An 18022-nucleotide genomic window follows, 5' to 3' on the forward strand; every position below is an offset into this window, starting at 1 on the left:
CGGCGGCCATCTCAGGGCGCCGAGGCCGCCGGCACGGGCGCGATCCCGAGTTCGGCCCGCGCCCGGTCGACCATCTCCCGGGCGTGCAGCAGGCCCAGGCCGCCGAGCGTGGTGTGCAGCGCGTCGAGGTCGGCGGCGGTACCGGCCACGTCGCGCCCCAGGCGGGCCCGGGCCTTGACCAGGCCGAGCGTGGCGAGCGCCGTGCCCCGCGGCTCGCCCATCGCACGGAACTCCTCCAGGGCCCCGCTGTAGGTCGCCCGCGCCTCCTCGTAGCGGCCGGCGCGGAAGAGCACGTTGCCCCGCATCTTGTGGTTGTAGGCCAGCGCGCTGACGAGCCGCATGTCGCGGCAGGCCCGCTCGGCCTCGGACAACAGCTCCAGGGCCCGGCCGGTCTCCCCGCGCAGGGACAGCACGTCGGCTATGCCGCGCAGCGCCCACGCCCGGCCGCGGGCGTCGTCGGCCCGCGCCGCTATCAGGGCGGCCTCCTCGAACATGGCCAGGGCCGTGTCGTACGAGCCGGTGTTGCGGTGCATCTGCGCGATGCCCTCCAGCGCCCACACCGTGTGCCGGGCCTCGCCCCGCCGTCTGGCCTCGGCCAGCAGCTTCTCGTGCAGCTCGCCGACGGCACGGTAGTCGCCCTGGATGCGGCCCGTCTCGGCGAGCCCGGCCAGGGAGTAGCCGCGGGCGACGACGTCGCCGCCGCGCTCGGCCAGTTCGGCGGCGATGGCCAGCCACCGCCGGGCCAGGGCGAGGTCGCCGCGCTGGCGGGCCAGGGTGCCGCCGCTCCACACCGCCCACGCCATCGCGCCCTCGTCGCCGGCCTGCCGGGCCGCCCGGTAGCTGGCCTTCCACGCCTGCTCGGCCTCGGCGATCCGGCCCAGGCGGCGGCTGGCCTCGGCGACGGCCAGCGACGCGTGCGCCGACTCCAGGGCGACACCGCGCAGCTCGGCCCTGCGCCGCTGTTCCACGGCCTTGTCCAATACCTCCTCCAGCGAGGAGTTGACCGACAGCTCGCCCAGCGCGCCGCGGTACTCGGGGGCAAATGCCTTGCCGTACATGTCTGCCTCCGTCGTGACGGACTTCCGGTCTTCCTGACGGATGTGATCAAGAAGCTCATCACGAAGCTATGGCCGTGGGGCGGGGCCGGACGTCCATCCATCAGGCGGTCTGCCGTACCTCTGTGGGCTGGTGGCAGGGCGGAGGGTCATACGCGAGACGTACGGCGCGGTGCGGACCGGAGGGCGCCCTCTGGAGGGGCCGCTGACCTGAATCCGCCGGTGGGGACCGATGTGTCCTGTTCAACTGTTCGACAGCTGATAGCTTCTCCGCGTTGATCTTCCGTTCGCGGAATCGTTCCTTCGTTTAAGGATGCACAATTGCTCCGCCACCGGCTCCGCCGTTTACGCCGTCTCACCCGCAGTGCCACGGTCTCGGCCGTCGTCCTCGCCGCGCTCCCCGCGGCCCCCGCCTTCGCGAGCTCCTCGCCGACCCCGCACCTCGACGCCGTCGAGAAGACGCTGCGTCAGGTCTCGCCCGGTCTCGAAGGTGACATCTGGCAGCGCACCGCCGGGAACAAGCTGGACGCCTCCGCCGCGGACCCCTCCGACTGGCTCCTGCAGAGCCCCGGTTGCTGGGGCGACGCCACGTGCGCGGACCGGCCCGGCACCAAGCGGCTGCTCGCGAAGATGACGGAGAACATCTCCAAGGCGAAGCGCACGGTCGACATCTCCACCCTCGCGCCCTTCCCCGACGGCGCGTTCCAGGACGCGATAGCCGCCGGCCTCAAGGCCTCGGTGGAGTCCGGGAACAAGCTGCGCGTACGCGTCCTGGTCGGCGCCGCGCCGGTCTACCACATGAACGTGCTGCCCACGAAGTACCGGGACGACCTCAAGGCCCGTCTCGGCAAGGCCGCCGACAGCATCACGCTGAACGTCGCGTCGATGACCACGTCGAAGACCAGCTTCTCCTGGAACCACTCCAAGCTCCTCGTCGTGGACGGCGAGTCGGCCATCACCGGCGGCATCAACAGCTGGAAGGGCGACTACCTCGACACCGCGCACCCGGTGACGGACGTCGACATGGCCCTCACCGGCCCGGCCGCGAGCACCGCGGGACGCTACCTGGACACGCTCTGGACCTGGACGTGCCGGAACAAGAGCAACATCGCCAGCGTCTGGTTCGCCGGCTCGGGCGGCGAGTGCATGCCCACGATGGAGAAGGACGCCAACCCCACCCCCGCCGCCCCGACGGGCGACGTCCCCGTGATCGCCGTCGGCGGACTCGGCGTGGGCATCAAGGACTCCGACCCCGCCTCGAAGTTCACCCCGCAGCTGCCGACCGCCCCGGACACCAAGTGCGTCGTCGGCCTGCCCGACAAGACCAACGCCGACCGTGACTACGACACGGTCAACCCCGAGGAGAGCGCCCTGCGGGCCCTGGTGGCCAGCGCGGACCGCCAGATCGTGATCTCCCAGCAGGACCTCAACGCCACCTGCCCGCCCATCGCCCGCTACGACATCCGCCTCTACGACGCCCTCGCGGCGAAGATGGCGGCCGGTGTGAAGGTCCGCATCGTCGTCAGCGACCCCGCCAACCGCGGCGCGGTCGGCAGCGGCGGCTACTCGCAGATCAAGTCCCTGGCGGAGATCAGCGACACCCTCCGCGGCCGCCTCGCCCTGGTCACCGGCGACCAGCAGAAGGCCAAGGCCGCGATGTGCTCCACCCTCCAGCTCGCCACCTTCCGCAGCTCGCCGGGCGCCACCTGGGCCGACGGCAAGCCGTACGCGCTGCACCACAAGATGGTGTCCGTGGACAGCTCCGCCTTCTACATCGGCTCCAAGAACCTCTACCCCTCGTGGCTGCAGGACTTCGGCTACATCGTGGAGAGCCCGGAAGCCGCCAAGCAGCTGGAGGCCAAGCTGCTCGACCCCGCCTGGACGTACTCGCAGGCGGGCGCCACGTTCGACCACGCGCGCGGCGTCTGCTCGGCCTGAGCCCGGCGCCACCGCGGGTTTGCGCGGAACGCAAGCGGGGGAGTGCCCGTACCACACCGGTACGGGCACTCCCCTTTTCGTCCATATAAATGCGTTCGAATATCGGGGAATTATCCGACTGTCTTCACTCATTAGTGAAGGGATTTCATCTCGCGCGGCATCGGGTGCAACCATGCGCTCGCCCCAACCCGACCAGCGAGGAAATCTGGAGAATCCATGCAGCGATGTGGGGGAAGTGTCGACGTGCGGCTCCGCCGGGGGGTGGTCCGCCGCTGGGGAACGGCGCTGACCGCATCCACCGCGGCCGTCGCGGTCGCCCTCCCGACGGCCACCGCCGAAGCCGCGGCCGGCCCCGGGGAGATCGGCGCCAAGGGCGCCTACCTCGACAGCGGCCCCGACGGCAAGCCGTGGGGCAAGGCGGCGGACACCAAGCGGCCGATGGCCAGCACCACCAAGATCATGACCGCCGTCGTGGTCCTCGACGACCACGCCGGAGAGCTCGACCGGCAGATCGCCGTCAAGCAGTCCTACCGCGACTGGGTGACCCGCAAGCAGGCCAGCACGGCCGACCTGCGCACGGGCGACAAACTGACCGTCCGGCAGCTGCTCTACGCCCTGATGCTGCCCTCCGGATGCGACGCGGCCTACGCGCTCGCCGACACCTTCGGCAGCGGCGGCACCGAAGCGGAGCGCACCGACTCCTTCGTCGCCACGATGAACGACAAGGCCCGCGAACTGGGGCTGCGCAACACCCGCTACGACTCGTTCGACGGCATCTCGTCCCAGGGCGGCAATTACAGCACCCCCCGCGACCTGGCCAAGCTCGCCCGGCACGCCCTGAGCAGCGGCACCCTCGCCACGGTGATGAAGGCGACGAGCACCCAGCAGAAGGCGGCCAACGTCAACCGCCTCTACACCTGGTACAACACCAACAAGCTGCTCGGTTCCTACCAGGGCGTCATCGGGCTCAAGACCGGGTCGACACAGGCAGCGGGCCCCTGCCTGGTCTTCGCCGCCCAGCGCGGCTCCCGCAAGGTCGTCGGCGTCATCCTCAACGACGCCGCCGGCCGTTACCCGGACGCCGCGAAGATGCTGGACTACGCCTTCCGCACCCGCACCGCCATGAAGCTGCGCCATCTGCCCTCCGGCGCCCACGAGGACTGACCCCGTCCCACCGGTCCGGCCTCCCGGAGAGGCCGGACCCCCTCAGCGATCGCCCGCCGGGCGGGGCGAGGGGAGCGTGGTCATCGGCCGCTGCCGGACGTGCTCGACCGGATGGCAGTACTCCAGGCCGACCAGCGGCTCGTCGGCGAAGAAACGGGTCATCAGGTCCACCACCTCCGCCGGCCTTTCGAGGTGGACGAGGTGATCGGCGTCCTTGAACGTGGTGAAGCGGGCGTCCGGCAGCCGGGTGGCCGCCTCGCGGCTCAGCGCCGGGGTGCTCAAGGGATCGTGCTCGCCCGTCGTCACCAGGGCCGGCACGCGCACGGCCGGACCGCCCGGCAGCCGGGGGGACGCCAGCAGCCGCTCGGAATTGTCCTGGTACTTGGCGATGTCGTCCGCCGTCATGTCGTGCAGCGCCCGGTTCAGGCACCGGATGATCGACGGCCGGCGGACCACGGTGACACCCGGCGAGGTGCACACCATGGTCTCGACGACGCACTCGACGAACTCCGCGCGCCGGCCCGTCTCCGCCATGAGCAGCGTCCGCTCGACGCGGGCGCGCACATGGTCCGCCAGGTGGGACATCGTGCCGACCAGCGCCATCCGCTCGGCCCGCCCGGGGTGGTCGCGCACCCACTGATAGGCCACGGCCGTGCCGTACGACCCGCCGAGGACGTTGACCGGGGCCGGAGCGACCTTGGACAGCAGCTGGTCGAGGGCCTCGGCGAGGAAGTCGAAGCCGTACCGCGCCGGCAGCCGGTCCGCGCCGCCCCAGCCCGGCAGGTCCACGGTGATGACGCTCGCGGCCTCGAGGAAACCCTGCTCCAGCCGGCCCCAGGCGTTCTGGTGCTGGAACGCCCCGCCCACGAGGACGATGGGCGCCATTCTGGCGTTCGGCTGGTGCACGACCCGGCCGCTGTACGCGTAACCGTCGAGCGTGAGCGGAATGACCTCTTCAAGGAGTGCGGTACGCGTCGGCACGGCCGGTCTCCGTTTCGTGGGGGGACTTCACCAGGGGGAACGAGAACCGAGGCGGGACGTTACTGCCCATATGGCCGTCGCCCGTCCGAGCGCACGGCCCTCAGACGACCAACGCGAGGATCTCCTCGCGGACGAGGGCGGACAGCCGCGCCCCCAGGTGCCGGTGGGCGTGGTCGGTCGTCACCGTCACCGTCGCGCTCGTGTCGTGCACGGCCATCGTCATCGCCACCGGATGCCCCGGGCTGAGCGGCGGCAGCGCGGCGATGCCGGTGAGCCGCGCCGGGCCCAGCGCGAGCGGGCCCGCATGGGTCGCCATGCTGCTGCACAGCAGGGAGGAGTAGAGCGGGGAGTCCGCGTAACGGCCCAGCACCTCGCCCACCAGCCCGTACCGCCGCGGCCGCGACGACACGAACAGCGCCTGCGCACGCGCCCGCTGCTTGAGCGCCGCGCGCCGCGTGAAGCCGTCCACGGCCGCCAGCCGCCGCTGCGGGCCGCCGCCCGCGGGCAGCGGCACCCGCACCGTGGCATAGCGGTTGCCCAGCACCGCCCCCTCGTCGTCGGCGCGCACGTCCACGGGGACCATCGCGCACAGCCCCGGCAGCCCCGGCAGCCGCCCCGTGACGCCCGCGGTGCGCAGCGCACCGGCCGCCGCGGCGAGGAACACCGCGTTGGCGGACGCCCGCCCCGACGGCAGGGCGTCCCGGGCCGCGCTCAGCTCCGCCGCCGACACCCGGCTCCACGCCACCGCCCGCCGGGAGTCCACCGGCCCGTGGAACGGCAGCGGCCGCGCCCTCGGCAGCAGGTCCGCCAGGGCCCGGGCCAGCGCGAGCCGGGGCGGCCCGGCCGGCTCCCCGGCACCGGGCCGCATCCGCTGGCCCGGAACGGCGGCCGGCGCGTCGAGCAGATCGCGCAGCAGCGTCACGAACGACACCCCGTCGAGCAGGGCGTGATGGGCACGCAGCAACAGGGCGAACCCGTCGGGAGCCGGCAGCAGGTGCAGCTGCCACGGTGGGCGGGCCGGGCCGAGCGGATGGGCGAGCAACTGGGCGGTACGGGCCTCCAGCGCGGCCGGCGAGGGCGAGTCGGGAATGTGCTGCCCGGGGTCGAACTCCGCCCCCGGCGTCCAGTGCGGCCACGCACCGGACCCGGTCGCCGGCGCCCCCGGCGTCCAGCGCAGCCGCTCGTACGCCCCCCACCGGCGCCGCGCCAGCTCCCGCAGGCCCGGCAACGACGGTGCGGGGCCCTCGAACCGGGCGAGGACCCCGGCGGTCATGCACACCGCCCCACTGCTCTGGTGCCGGTACAGCCAGGCGTCCAGCGGGGGCATGGCGAAGGCGGCCGGCCGCTCGGCGGTCCGGCCGGAGGAAGCGAGTTCGGGCAGGGACGGGTGGGGGGTCACAGGGAGTCCTTACGTCCTGGTCTCAGCGGTTCTCCGGAACGGGCCGTGCCGACGGCCCGGCACATCCTCAGCAGGGCATGTCCGCGATCGCCCGGGCGACCGCCCCCGCCCCGTCCTCCAGCCCCAGCCGGGCGGCCAGCTGCGTGGCCCGCCGGGCGAAGCGGGGCTCGCCCGTGGCCCGCCGCAGCGCCTCGGCCAGCCGGCCGGCGGTCAGCTCCGCGTACGGCAGCACCCCCGGGCTCACGCCGAGGCGCGCCAGCCGCTCGGCCCACCACGGCTGATCGGTGAGGACGGGCACGGGAACCGCGGGCACCCCGGCCCGCAGACCGGCCGCCGTGGTCCCGGCCCCCGCGTGGTGCACCACCGCGGCCGTACGCGGCATGAGCCAGCCGTGCGGGATCGGGCCGACCGTGATGACGTCGTCGTTCATCACGGACAGCCCCGCCCAGCCCGACTGCACGATGCCGCGCAGCCCCGAGGCCCGCAGGGCCCGCGCCGTGACGTCGGCGAGCCGCCCGGGGTCACCGGGCATCATGCTGCCGAAGCCCACGAACACCGGCGGCGGGCCGGCCGCCAGGAAGTCGGTGACCAGCGCGGGCGGCTCCCAGTCGGCGCACTCGTGCGGCCACCAGTACCCCGCGACGCCCAGCCCGGGACGCCAGTCCGCCGGCAGCGGCACCACCGAGGGGCTGTAGCCGTGCCAGATGGGCCAGCCGCCGCGCTCCCGCTCGACGCGCAGCCGGTGACCGCTGCGGTAGGCGAGCCCGAGCCTGGCGTGCAGACTCCGGTTGGCGGTGGCGTACAGCGCGTCCAGAACGGCGTTCGCGGCATGCCCCCGCAGCCGGTTGGCGAACCCGGGGGGCTTCCAGGGCATCGTGCACGGCGAGAACGCGGCCGTGGGGGTGTCGGGCTGGAGGAAGACGCCCATGCTCGGAATGTCGTGGTAGCGCGCCACGACCCGGCCGATCGGCGCGGCGATCGACGACAGCAGGACCACGTCCGCCTTGGGGTCGACGGCGGCGAGGATCCCGTCCACGAGCGCGAGGGCCGCCTGCTCGGTGGCGCGCACCACGCGCAGCACGGCCGCCGGCGAACGGACCGCGCGCCGGAAGCGGCTGTGCGCGCCCAGCAGCTCCTCGAACGGGTCGGCCTCCAGCGCCCGCATCCGCAGACCGCAGCAGGCCACCACGTCCGTGAACCGCGCGTGTGCGGCGATCTCCACGTCATGGCCCTCGGCGAACAGCCGGTGCCCGAGGCCCGTGTACGGGGCGACGGAGCCCATCGTGCCCGCTGTGATGATCTGGATGCGCATGTCCCCGACCTTCCTGCCGCCCTGTCGCATCAACGACAGGGCACCCGGACCGGATACGGCACGCGCCTACTTCGCTGCCGACGCCGCCGCCCGCGCCCCCTCGGGCACCGGCAGGGGACCGGCGGCGCAGGACGTGTCGCCCGCGGGCACCGTCCCCGCGAGCAGATAGGCGTCGACGATGCCGTCCACACAGGCGTTGCCCACCAGGTACTGCCCGTGGTCGCCCCCGCCCGTGACCGTCACCAGGCGCGAGCCGCGCAGGGCACGGTGGGCCCGCTGTGCCGCCTCGTAATAAGTGGCCGGGTCGTGCACCGAGTTGAGCATGAGCGTGGCCGGCAGGCCGGCACCGGTGACCTTCACCTTCGGCGCCGGCGACGTGGGCCAGGCCGCGCACACCGAGGCGAACGCCAGCTCGCGCGCCCCCGCCAGCGGCCGCTCGCGGGTGTCCTCGCCGCTGCGCCGGATCCAGTGGTTCATGTCCCGGGTCCACGGGGTGTCGTTGCACGTCACCGAGAAGTACTGGGCGAAGAAGGAGGAGTCGGCGTAGCCCCCGAACAGCTGCCGCACCGTGGCCTTCTCCTCCGGCTTCGCGACGTCCCAGTGATCGAGCGCCGCGAGCGCCGCCGCCAGCGGCCGGAAGCCCTGGCCGGCGTTGTACATCGCCTGGATCGCCCCGCTGTCCAGCTGGTTGGGGCCGACGACGACCCCGTCGACGGTCACCGGCCGCTGCCCCAGCTCACCGCGCCGCCGCTCCCACTTCGCCTTCGCCTCGGCGGCGGTACGGCCGTAGTGGTAGACGCCGTCGTACTGTGCGAGCCACGGCAGGAAGTCCTTCTCGAAGCGGCGCTGGAAGCTCATCGGCTGGCCCTTCAAGAAGCTCTCCCAGGAGCCGTCGAAGGCGATGTTGCTGTCCAGCACGGCCCGCTCGACGCGCTGCGGGAAGAGCGTCGCGTAATAGGCGCCGATCATCGTGGCGTAGGACGGACCGTAGTAGGAGATCTTGCGTTCCCCCAGCAGGGACCGGAAGAGGTCCATGTCCCGGGCCGTCTGATCGGTGTTCAGGTACGGCAGCAGGTCACCGCTGCGGGTCCGGCAGCTCTCCACGAACTTCCGCGAACGGTCCACCACCCGCCGCAGCGCCGCCGGGGAGCGGTCGCGGAAGTCCCCGTCCAGGAAGTCGGCGAACTCCGCTTCGTTCTCGCACACCGCCCGCGTGCTGCGCCCCACTCCCCGCTGGTCGAAGCCGACCACGTCATAGGCGGCGGCCACCGACGGCGACTCCTTCACCAGCCGCGCCGGCCTCATCAGCCCCTTGCCCCCCGGCCCGCCCGCCGCCATCATCAGCACCCCGCGCCGCTTGGCGGGGTCGCTCGCCCGATGCCGCGAGACCTCCACGGTGATGTCCGCCCCGGCGTCCGCGTGGTGCCAGTCGCGGGGCACGGTCATGGCCGCGCACTCCAGCGGCGAGTCCTTCTCGCACTGCTGCCAGTCCAGGTGCTGCTGTGCGTAGCGGGCCGGTACGGACGGCTGGGCCAGGGCGGCGGACGCCGGAAGGACGGCGGCGGCTATGGCCGCCGCCACGACGCCCGACAGAGCGGACGCCGGCCGTCGTGACTTCCCGAACGTGAACATCGATCCTCCTGCGCGATTGCGGTTGCATCACTGATGCTTCCGTTTCGCGCCGTCGTGATCGATCCCGCTGGGTTCCGTTCCGGGGGTGGCACTGGGACCACCCCCGGGCCCGCGTCAGGAGTGCCGGGCGGCATCCGGCCACCGGCATATGGGCATGGTCGAGTCGTGGAGTCGACCCGGACACCACCTGTACGCACCTCAACTCTGATACCAGGAGCGCACCTTATGGACATCGCCGCACTGCGCGAGGCCACCCCGGGCTGCGCGCACCGCGTGCACCTGAACAACGCGGGCGCCGCCCTCCTCTCCCGCCGCACCCTCGAGACGATGACCGGCCACCTCGAACTCGAGGCCCGCATCGGCGGCTACGAGGCCGCGACCGAGCGCCTGGAGGCCATCGAGGCGGTCTACACCGCCATCGCCGAACTCCTCGGCGGGCGACCCGAGGAGGTGGCGCTGTTCGACAACGCCACCCACGCCTGGGACGCCGCGTTCTACTCCCTCGCCTTCCGGCCCGGCGACCGGATCCTGACCGGCCGCTCCGAGTACGGCAGCAACGTGCTGGCCTATCTGCAGGTCGCCCAGCGCACCGGCGCCGAGGTCGTCGTCGTCCCCAACGACGCCCACGGCCGCCTCGACACCGCGGCGCTGGCCGCCCTCCTCGACGAGCGCGTCAAGCTGGTCGGCGTCAGCCACGTCCCCACCAGCGGCGGCCTGGTCAACCCCGCCGCCGAGATCGGCCGCATCACCCGCCGGGCGGGGGTGCCGTTCCTGCTGGACGCCACGCAGTCGGTCGGCCAGTTCCCCGTCGACGTCCAGGAGATCGGCTGCGACATGCTCACCGCGACGGGCCGCAAGTTCCTGCGGGGGCCGCGCGGCACGGGCTTCCTGTGGGTGCGCACCGGGATCCTGGACCGCCTCGACCCCTACGTCAACGAGACCGCCGCCTCGGTCTGGGACGGCAAGCGCGGCTTCACCTGGCAGCCGGGCGCCCGGCGCTTCGCCACGTGGGAGATGAGCTACTCCAACGTGCTCGGCCTGGGCAGCGCCGTGCGCCAGGCCCTGGACCTCGGCCTGGACGCCATCGGCGAGCGGGCCGTCGCCCTGGGGGCCGCCCTGCGCGAGCGGCTCGCCGCGGTGCCGGGCGTGCGCACGTACGACCTGGGGCTTCAGCGGTGCGCCATCGTGACCGCCAAGGTCGACGGGGTGCCCGCGGACGAGGTCAAGGCCGCGCTGGCCGGCCGGGGCATCAACGTGACCACCACGGCCCCCGAGCAGTCGCAGTTCGACACCGAGGACCGCGGCGTCCACCCGCTGGTGAGACTCTCGCCGCACTACTACAACACCGAGGAGGAGCTCGACCGGGCCGTCGGCGTGCTGACCGGCCTCGCGCGGCCGGCTCAGCCGAGGTAGTCGATCTGGTAGATGTGCAGCGTCTTCGTCTGGTGCCCCAGATAGATGACGGCGAAGACGTCGTCGAGCACCAGCATCCTCATGATTCCGTCGTCCTCGCCGTACGGGACGGTCACCGAGAGGGGGCTCGCGCAGGCCGCGGCGAGGACGTCGCTGAGCTGCCCGCTCACCGAGGCCGGAAGGGAGTCCCAGACGGCCGCTATCGTCGCATCGTACTTGAGCGCGTACACCGACTCAGGGTGTCAGCTCCAGGGGGCTCCGTGGGCGCGAATGAGGGCAGCGTCCTCCTGCACCTTCTGGGTGATGTCGATCCACTCGCCCGGCACCTCGCCGCCCGCGGCCTCGGCGGCCGCCGCCTGCCGTCCCCGTTCGACGGAGGCGAGCGTCCGTTCGGCGATGGCCTGCCACTTGGCGAACACGGCCGGCACCGTGTGCGCGGGGGCCCGGCCGATCTCGTCGCTGAAGCGCCGCGAGAGGTCGGGGCTGCCGAGAACGTCGCGAATGCGCTCGATGCTCCACACCGTGCCGGTGCTCATGGGTCCTCCCCGCGTCGGCGGCTCGACCGCCCAGAGTAGCGAACTTGTTCCCTCCGTATCAGCGGAACCCATGGGGCCGCGTCACGCCACAGGAGTGACGCCGCGCGGGGTGCGCCCTACCGCATGAAGACGACGCTGTGGAAAGACTGCTGGCCGTAGAACCCGGCCGGGAAGTACGCCGCCGCACCCCGGCAGTCGGGTGTGTCGTAGAGGTAGGCGTTGCGGTCCGTCTCATTGCCGGTGACGCCCTGGGCGTGGCCGACGGGGTAGCAGTGGCCGTCGACCGGATTGGTCAGCCCGTGCCGTTCGGCCCCCTGGGGCGTGGAGTAGACGAACGTTCCCGTGGCCGCCTGCGCGGAGGGCGGCGCGGTGAGGGTGAGCAGTCCTGTGAGAGCCATGGCGCCGAGCGTGCGGATCGGGTGTCGCATGTTCCGCAATGCTCGCGGAGGCCACCGGAGCGCAGGACCGGATGGCGGGCGGCTTCACCCGAACGATGAAAGGGGCGCGGGTGGGGCAGCGGGGCCGGACGGCGTGGCCTTGGCCGGGCCCAGGCCGTAGACGCGGCGGGCGTTGTCCGCCGCGACCAGGGCGGCCACCCGCTCCGCATCCCCGGCCGACCAGGCGCCCTCCTCCACCCATCCCGTCAGCAGCCGGCCGAGGGCCTGCCGGAAGAGCGCGGCGCCCACGACGTAGAGCTCCGGCAGACCGTAGGCGTCGGTGGAGAACAGGAGCTTTCCGAACGGGGCCAGTTCCAGCATCTCGGCCAGGACGGCCCCCGCACGCGCCCCGGTGTGGGTCAGGGCGAGCCCCATGTCGGCGTAGACGTGGGGGAAGGCGTGGGCGAGATAGCCGGCGCCCCGGTGGTAGGGGTAGCAGTGCAGCAGCACCAGCGTGCAGCCGGTCGGGCGCACCGCCCGCGCGAAGTCGGTGAGCAGCAGTGGGTCGCAGCGGTCCAGCCGCAGGTCCGGGTCGCCGAAACCGGTGTGCAACTAGAGCGGTGCGCCGGTCTCGGCGGCGCTCCACAGCAGATGCCGCAGCAGCGCGGGCTCGGCCAGCCGGGTGCCCGGCGTACGGGCGGTGAGCCAGCGGTCGGCGGCGGTCCGTACCTCGGCCGGGCGGGGCGGGCCGGGTTCGAAGTCCAGGCCGTAGCGGTAGGCGACCACCGACTTGAAGCCGGCGGCGGTGCGGGCGCCGTCCCGTACGGCGTCGCCCAGACCGTCGAGGAACGCGGCGGGACTGTCGGCGCCGTCGGCGATCCGTTCCGCCAGGTGTTCGAGTCGGATGATCTCGTGACAGGCGGCGTCTCCGGCGGCCGCCAGCTCCTGGGGGCTCGTCAGGTCGCCGGGCAGCCCCGTGTCGACCAGGAAGTCGGAGATGCCGCAGGAGCCGAGCAGGCGCCGGGTGGCCTCGGCCGGGCCGAGCTCGGCCCGGCGGGCGAGGTAGGCCTCGGGCGGGCAGTGCGGTTCGAGGTCCAGGAGCGGTGCGCACCAGCGGCGCACGGCGAAGCCGGGCTGGGTGTCGAAGAAGGAGGTGCCGGGCGCGGCGGGCGCGTCGGACTCGGTGAGAAAGGACTCGAAGGCCTGCGCGGAGAGCCCGGAGCGGGCCACGCCGTGGCAGTGGTGGTCCACCAGCGGGGGAATCGGCAGGCCGCTCATGTCAGTACCGTCCGCGCGTCGCGGCCGCGATGTCCTTCGGTGCGAGGCCCTCGAACAGCTTCACCTCGCCCGCGCGGACCGCGGCGATCGCCTCGAACAGCGGATCGCCGAGCGCGGTGCGCAGCAGGGCCGAGCCCCGGAAGTGCTCCAGCGCCTCGGCGAGGGAGGTGGGCAGGCGCTCCTGGCCGCCGGTGACGGCCGGGTCGCCGGCCGCCGGGGGCGGCAGCCGCAGCCCTTCGTCCAGGCCCGCCAGCCCGGCGGCCACGACGCCGCCCGCCACCAGGTACGGATTGGCCGCCCCGTCGAAGCACTTGACCTCGGCGTTGGCGCCCCCGGCGTCGTCCGGCGCGCCGGTGATGAAGCGGAGCGCGGCCTCCCGCGCCTCCAGGCCCCAGCACTGGAAGACCCCCGCCCAGCGCGAGGGCTCCAGCCGCAGATAGCTGGCGGGCGTGGGCGCGCCCAGGGCGAGGAGCGCGGGCAGTTCCCGCAGCACCCCGGCCAGGAACGCCTCGCACTCGGCCGTCATGCCGTACGGGCCGTCGCCGCCGCGGCACAGGTTCCGCTCGTCCCGCCACAGGCTCAGGTGCAGATGCGCGCCGTTGCCGACGCCGCCCGGCTCCACGACGGGGGCGAAGGAGGCGTCGAGGCCGTGCCGTACCGACACCGCGCGGATCGTCTCCCGGACCAGGACCGACAGGTCGGCCGCGCCGACCGGGTCCGAAGGGGCGACCGACACCTCGAACTGGCCGGGGGAGTACTCGGGATGGATCTGCAGGACGTCGACACGCTGTGCGGTGAGCGCGTCCAGCACCTCGCGCAGATAGTCCGACAGCTCGATCACCCGCGTCATGCCGTAGGCGGGGCCGGAGCAGGCGTAGCGCGGCGGCTCGTGCCCGTCGGCGTGGGTGACGACCCACTCGGTCTCGAATCCCATGCTCAGCCGCACCCCGCGGGCCGCGGCCGCCTCCGCCATCCGGCGGGCGAACTGCCGCTGGCAGGCGACGTAGGGCGTGTCGTCCTGCTCGTACCGGTCCACCGGGGCCCAGGCCCAGCCGGGCTGTGCGGCCAGGACGGTCAGCCGGTCCAGGTCGGGGAACAGCCGCAGATCGCCGTCGGGGCCGCCGATGTGACGGCTGCCGACGCTGGAGTCGTCGACGAGGTAGACGTCGAAGCAGGGCGAGGCGCCCACGCCCCGGCGGGCGGTGTGCGCGAGCCGGCCGGTGGGGACGGCCTTGACGCGGGAGATGCCGGCGTTGTCCACCCAGGTGAGGGCGACGCCGCGGATGTCCTGCGCGGTGAGCTGCGCGGCGGCCTGCCGGGCCGCCGACTCCGCCCGTTCCCGTTCCGGCTTCTCCACGGTGCGCTCCTCACCTCGGACAACCGCTTGGCCCGGGATCTCGCGTCCGGGCAAGGTCTGCACGTATTACACCTCACGCCTGCCGGCGCGCGCCCGGGTATGGCGCAGTCCGTGCCACCCGGGCGCGCGCGGCGGACGCGGTCAGGTGCGTTCGCTGACCGGGCCGTCCGTCAGCGCAGGGAGGTGACGGCCGCCAGGGCGCTGCCGGTCTTCGGAGCCGCTCCGTCCGGTTTCACGCCGCAGTACTCGGCTTCCACCAGTCCGGGGAGGTCGCCCTCCGTCCAGTCGCCGTTGTGGTTGAAGGCGGAGGTGTGGCGTCCGTCCGCCGTGGACACGGCCAGGGAGATGGAGCCGTGGATGCCGCCGTCGTGGAGCCAGACGGTCGTGCCGCACGACAGCGTGGCCGAGGAGATGCCCAGGCCGTAGCCGCCGCCGTCCCGCACGGGGACGGTGGTGAGCAGTTCCTTCTGCTGACGCTCGGGCAGCAGCTTGCCGCCCAGCAGCGCGCGGTAGAACCGGTTGAGGTCACCGGTGGTGGAGATGATCTCGCCGGCCGCGCCGCCCCAGGAGGGGTTGAGCTCGGTGGTGTCGTGGATCCGGGCGTCCGGCGCCGTGGAGAGCTTGCTGTAGGCGCGGCCGTGCGGGGACGGCATGCGAGGCGAGGTGCCGGGCAGGGTGGTGGCGCGCAGGCCCAGCCTGTCGATGACGCGCTTTTCGATCTCGGCGGCGTAGGTGCGGCCGGTCACCTTCTCCACGATCATTCCGGCGAGGACGTAGTTGGTGTTGGAGTAGTGCCAGCCCTGGCCCGGCCGGAAGTCGGGCCGGTGCTTCATGGCGACCGCGACCAGCTGCCGGGGCGTGTAGGTGTCGTAGCGGTGCTCGGGGAAGCCCGTGGTGAGCTTCTCGACGATGCCGGGGTCGTCGGTGTAGTTGAAGACCCCACTGGTGTGGTTGAGCAGTTGGCGGACGGTGATCCGGCTGCCGTCGTGGCCGTTGCCCCGGACCACCCCCGGCAGCCTGCGCTCGACCGTGTCGTCGAGGTCGAGTCTGCCCTCGGCCTCGAGCTGGAGGAGGACGGTGGAGACGAACGCCTTGCTGATGCTGCCGATGCGGAAGCGGTCCTGGGGCAGACGCTGGCGCTGGGTGGCGAGGTCGGCCACGCCGGCCGATCCGTTCCAGGTGCCGTGGTCGTCCTGAACCTGCCCCAGGACTCCCGGCATTCCGGCCTTCACCTCGGCCTCCATGACCGCCCGGGTGGCGCCGTGCCCTCCGCCGCCCTGTCCGCTGCCGGCCGCGGTCGCCGTCGCCAGGCCCGTGGCGGCCAGCGCGGCCGCCACCGCACCCACCAGCGCCGCGCGTACTGTCCGTAATCCCATCACGCACTGCCTCTCTGTCAGAAGGATCCGTGTGCACCCCCCTGGACTCCGTCAAGGGCTGCGCCGTTGACGGGCCTTCGAGGGGAGGAACCCTTTCCGGCCAGTCGTTTCATCGGACGGAAGGCGGCCGTGTGGGTGCGCCCGGGCCCGGAATCTCACTCGTTCGACGGAATGCACCCAAGGTAATCAAGCGCCTACGCTTGGTGTGTGTCGATGTGGGGTCGTGGGGCATTGCTGCAGCCCGTGGTGCGGGCTGTGGTCGCCGTGCTGACCTCCGTGCTGCTCGTGCTCTCCGCCGCGGCGTCCGAGGGGATGGAGCTCGCATCCGTCCGGGAGGAGGTCCCCGCCTCCGCTCCCTTGGCTGACGGGTCCTCCGACGAGTGCGCCGCGTGTACGGCCGAGCAGCGGGTTCCACGTCCGGGGAGGGTGGGGCGGCCGACCGGCAGGCGCGCCTGCCCGCCGGCCCTGGCGCCTGTCGCAGGAGGGGCCGGGGGGTCCTCCTGCCGGCAGGCGCCGTCCCGGCCGGGCGGCGATGCCGCCGCCACCGACCGCGCGCACCATTCCGTCCTGCGCTGCTGACCGGGACCGCGTCCCGCCCCTGTCCCAGGGGCGGGACGTCGTCGTTTTTCCCGGCACGCCAGCAGGTACGACAGCAGGAGTTACATCATGCGCATCGATCCAGCGCGCGCACTCGGCGCCTATGTGCGCGCCGAGGCCTATCGCATCCACCGTCCCGCTCCCGAGCCGGAGCCCGCCCCCGTCATCGTCGAGGAGCGCACCGATGCTCCGGGGGATCCGGTGGCGGAGGTCCGGCCCGTGTCGCGTCGGCCGAAAGTGCTCGCCCGGTTGTTGTTCCTCCGTCAGAAGTAGCCGCCGTCCCGGATTCCGTCGCCCAAGGGCCCGCCTCCCCGGCGGGCCGCTCCGGGCGGGGCGGCGGAGGAAGCGGAGGAAAGGGAGCCCCCCTGTGGGGTGACTTTAAGGTAAGGCTAACCTAATATTCGCAGCGTCCGGTGTGGGAGCGATCCCCACGGATGGCCTGTCCTGTTCTTTTTGAGTTCTTTTCAACGCCCGGAGCCTTCGATGACCTCGCCCGACCGCTTCCTCCTGTCCGCGCCGCGCCGTGCGGCCCAGGCTCTCGCCGCTGTGGGTGCGGCCGCCCTCCTCCTGACCGGTTGCGGTTCCGACTCGGACTCCGGCTCCGACAAGGCGAAGGGCGAGTCGGCGTCCGGCGGCGGCGAGACGCGTACGGTCAAGGACGCGACGGGCACGGCGGTCAAGGTTCCCGCCAACCCCAAGCGCATCGTGACGCTCACCCAGGAGGACCTGGACGCGGTGCTCGCGCTCGGCCTCAAGCCGGTCGGCATCACCAACGGCCAGGGTATGAACAAGCCGCCGGCCTACCTCGAGGACAAGGTCAAGGGAATCAACGTCGTCGGCAACCTGCTGCAGCCGGTGATGGACAAGGTCATCGCCGCCAAGCCCGACCTCATCCTCGCCGGTGACATGCAGGACCAGCAGGTCCTCAAGCAGCTCCGTGAGATCACCCCGGCCACGGTGGTCACGATGGCCCCGACCGACGACTGGAAGCTCTCCTTCCGGGGGATCGCCAACGCGGTCAACGGCCTCGACAAGGCCAACAAGGTCATCACCGAGTACGAGGCCAAGGCCAAGAAGGCCGGCGAGGAGCTCGGCGAGAACAAGGGCGCCGAGGTCAGCATCGTCCGCTGGAACCCGGACGGCCCCAGCTGGATGGAGAAGAAGCAGTTCGCCAGCGGCGTCGCCCTGGACATGGGCCTCAAGCGCCCCAAGGCCCAGGACAAGGACGGCAACGCCCACACCCCGGCGCTCAGCCTGGAGAAGATCAACGAGATCGACGGTGACTGGCTCTTCCTCTCCACGCTCACCTCGGACGGCGAGAAGGCCCTGAAGGACGTCCAGGAGAAGCCGGCGTACAAGGACCTGAACGCGGTCAAGAAGAACCACGCCGTGACCGTGAACGGTTCGGTCTGGTCCACGCGGGGCGGTCCGCTGGCCAGCCAGGTCGTCATCGACGACATCGTCAAGGCGCTGAAGAAGTAACCGGGGCTCCGCCCCGGACCCCGGTCCTCAATCGCCGGACGGGCTGGCTGTGCTGTGTCCTCACCGGCCGACGAGCGATGGGCGTCGTGGATCGCCTGGACGCTGGAGGAAGCCGGCTACCGCAC

The 18022-nt window shown here is 72.6% G+C and carries 15 protein-coding genes and 1 pseudogene; 5 read left to right on the forward strand and 11 right to left on the reverse strand.

From position 1 onward, the window contains the following. Positions 1–11: 11 nt before the first annotated feature. Positions 12–1058: a tetratricopeptide repeat protein gene (locus AB0G59_RS18905; protein WP_360912933.1), complete on the reverse strand. Its 1047-nt coding sequence runs from the start codon at positions 1056–1058 to the stop codon at positions 12–14. A 318-nt stretch (positions 1059–1376) separates the two neighbouring features. Here AB0G59_RS18905 and AB0G59_RS18910 point away from each other — a divergent pair, with 318 nt between their 5' ends. After that, positions 1377–2993 carry a phospholipase D-like domain-containing protein gene (locus tag AB0G59_RS18910; RefSeq protein WP_360912935.1) on the forward strand — a complete coding sequence of 539 codons (1617 nt, stop codon included), beginning with the start codon at positions 1377–1379 and terminating at the stop codon, positions 2991–2993. A 243-nt stretch (positions 2994–3236) separates the two neighbouring features. Continuing rightward, positions 3237–4157, forward strand: a complete 921-nt coding sequence (locus AB0G59_RS18915; protein ID WP_360912936.1) for a serine hydrolase — start codon at positions 3237–3239, stop codon at positions 4155–4157. Between the two features lie 42 nt (positions 4158–4199). Here AB0G59_RS18915 and AB0G59_RS18920 read toward each other — a convergent pair whose 3' ends face one another. The 4 genes from AB0G59_RS18920 to AB0G59_RS18935 all read right to left on the reverse strand — a co-directional run bounded on the left by AB0G59_RS18920 (position 4200) and on the right by AB0G59_RS18935 (position 9481). Next, entirely contained in the window at positions 4200–5138 is a 939-nt protein-coding gene (locus AB0G59_RS18920) for an alpha/beta fold hydrolase (RefSeq protein WP_360912938.1), read from the reverse strand. 100 nt (positions 5139–5238) lie between these two features. Then, positions 5239–6537: a wax ester/triacylglycerol synthase domain-containing protein gene (locus tag AB0G59_RS18925; RefSeq protein ID WP_360912940.1), complete on the reverse strand. Its 1299-nt coding sequence runs from the start codon at positions 6535–6537 to the stop codon at positions 5239–5241. Positions 6538–6604: 67 nt separating this feature from the next. Beyond that, positions 6605–7849 (reverse strand): glycosyltransferase, encoded by a 1245-nt coding sequence (locus tag AB0G59_RS18930; RefSeq protein ID WP_360912942.1) that lies wholly within the window; start codon positions 7847–7849, stop codon positions 6605–6607. A 66-nt stretch (positions 7850–7915) separates the two neighbouring features. After that, positions 7916–9481, reverse strand: coding sequence for an alpha/beta hydrolase (locus AB0G59_RS18935; protein ID WP_360912944.1), 1566 nt, complete (start codon positions 9479–9481; stop codon positions 7916–7918). Positions 9482–9706: 225 nt separating this feature from the next. Here AB0G59_RS18935 and AB0G59_RS18940 point away from each other — a divergent pair, with 225 nt between their 5' ends. Next, positions 9707–10894 (forward strand): aminotransferase class V-fold PLP-dependent enzyme, encoded by a 1188-nt coding sequence (locus AB0G59_RS18940; protein WP_360912946.1) that lies wholly within the window; start codon positions 9707–9709, stop codon positions 10892–10894. Here the strand turns inward: AB0G59_RS18940 and AB0G59_RS18945 are convergent. The 6 genes and pseudogenes from AB0G59_RS18945 to AB0G59_RS18970 all read right to left on the reverse strand — a co-directional run bounded on the left by AB0G59_RS18945 (position 10882) and on the right by AB0G59_RS18970 (position 15818). Further along, on the reverse strand, positions 10882–11124 hold the full coding sequence (locus AB0G59_RS18945; protein ID WP_360912948.1) for a hypothetical protein: 243 nt from the start codon (positions 11122–11124) through the stop codon (positions 10882–10884). The two genes, AB0G59_RS18940 and AB0G59_RS18945, sit on opposite strands and share 13 nt — an antisense overlap. 12 nt (positions 11125–11136) lie before the next feature. Then, on the reverse strand, positions 11137–11430 hold the full coding sequence (locus AB0G59_RS18950; protein ID WP_071963773.1) for a hypothetical protein: 294 nt from the start codon (positions 11428–11430) through the stop codon (positions 11137–11139). A 116-nt stretch (positions 11431–11546) separates the two neighbouring features. Further along, complete coding sequence (locus AB0G59_RS18955; protein WP_360912950.1) at positions 11547–11828, reverse strand: hypothetical protein; 282 nt, start codon at positions 11826–11828, stop codon at positions 11547–11549. A gap of 84 nt (positions 11829–11912) precedes the next feature. Then, positions 11913–13085 (reverse strand): annotated as a pseudogene (locus tag AB0G59_RS18960) (amidohydrolase family protein). A gap of 1 nt (position 13086) precedes the next feature. Then, positions 13087–14442, reverse strand: a complete 1356-nt coding sequence (locus AB0G59_RS18965; RefSeq protein ID WP_360912952.1) for a glutamine synthetase family protein — start codon at positions 14440–14442, stop codon at positions 13087–13089. A 170-nt stretch (positions 14443–14612) separates the two neighbouring features. Next, entirely contained in the window at positions 14613–15818 is a 1206-nt protein-coding gene (locus AB0G59_RS18970) for a serine hydrolase domain-containing protein (RefSeq protein WP_360912954.1), read from the reverse strand. A gap of 666 nt (positions 15819–16484) precedes the next feature. Between AB0G59_RS18970 and AB0G59_RS18975 the strand changes: the two genes are divergently transcribed. Continuing rightward, the gene (locus AB0G59_RS18975; protein WP_071963767.1) at positions 16485–16688 is read left to right on the forward strand and encodes a hypothetical protein; all 204 of its coding nucleotides are present in this window, start codon (positions 16485–16487) and stop codon (positions 16686–16688) included. A 210-nt stretch (positions 16689–16898) separates the two neighbouring features. Then, positions 16899–17897, forward strand: a complete 999-nt coding sequence (locus tag AB0G59_RS18980) for an ABC transporter substrate-binding protein (RefSeq protein WP_071963766.1) — start codon at positions 16899–16901, stop codon at positions 17895–17897. Positions 17898–18022: the final 125 nt, after the last annotated feature.

It is taken from the genome of Streptomyces sp. NPDC021096 (genome assembly GCF_040641275.1).
Taxonomy (GTDB): Bacteria; Actinomycetota; Actinomycetes; order Streptomycetales; family Streptomycetaceae; genus Streptomyces.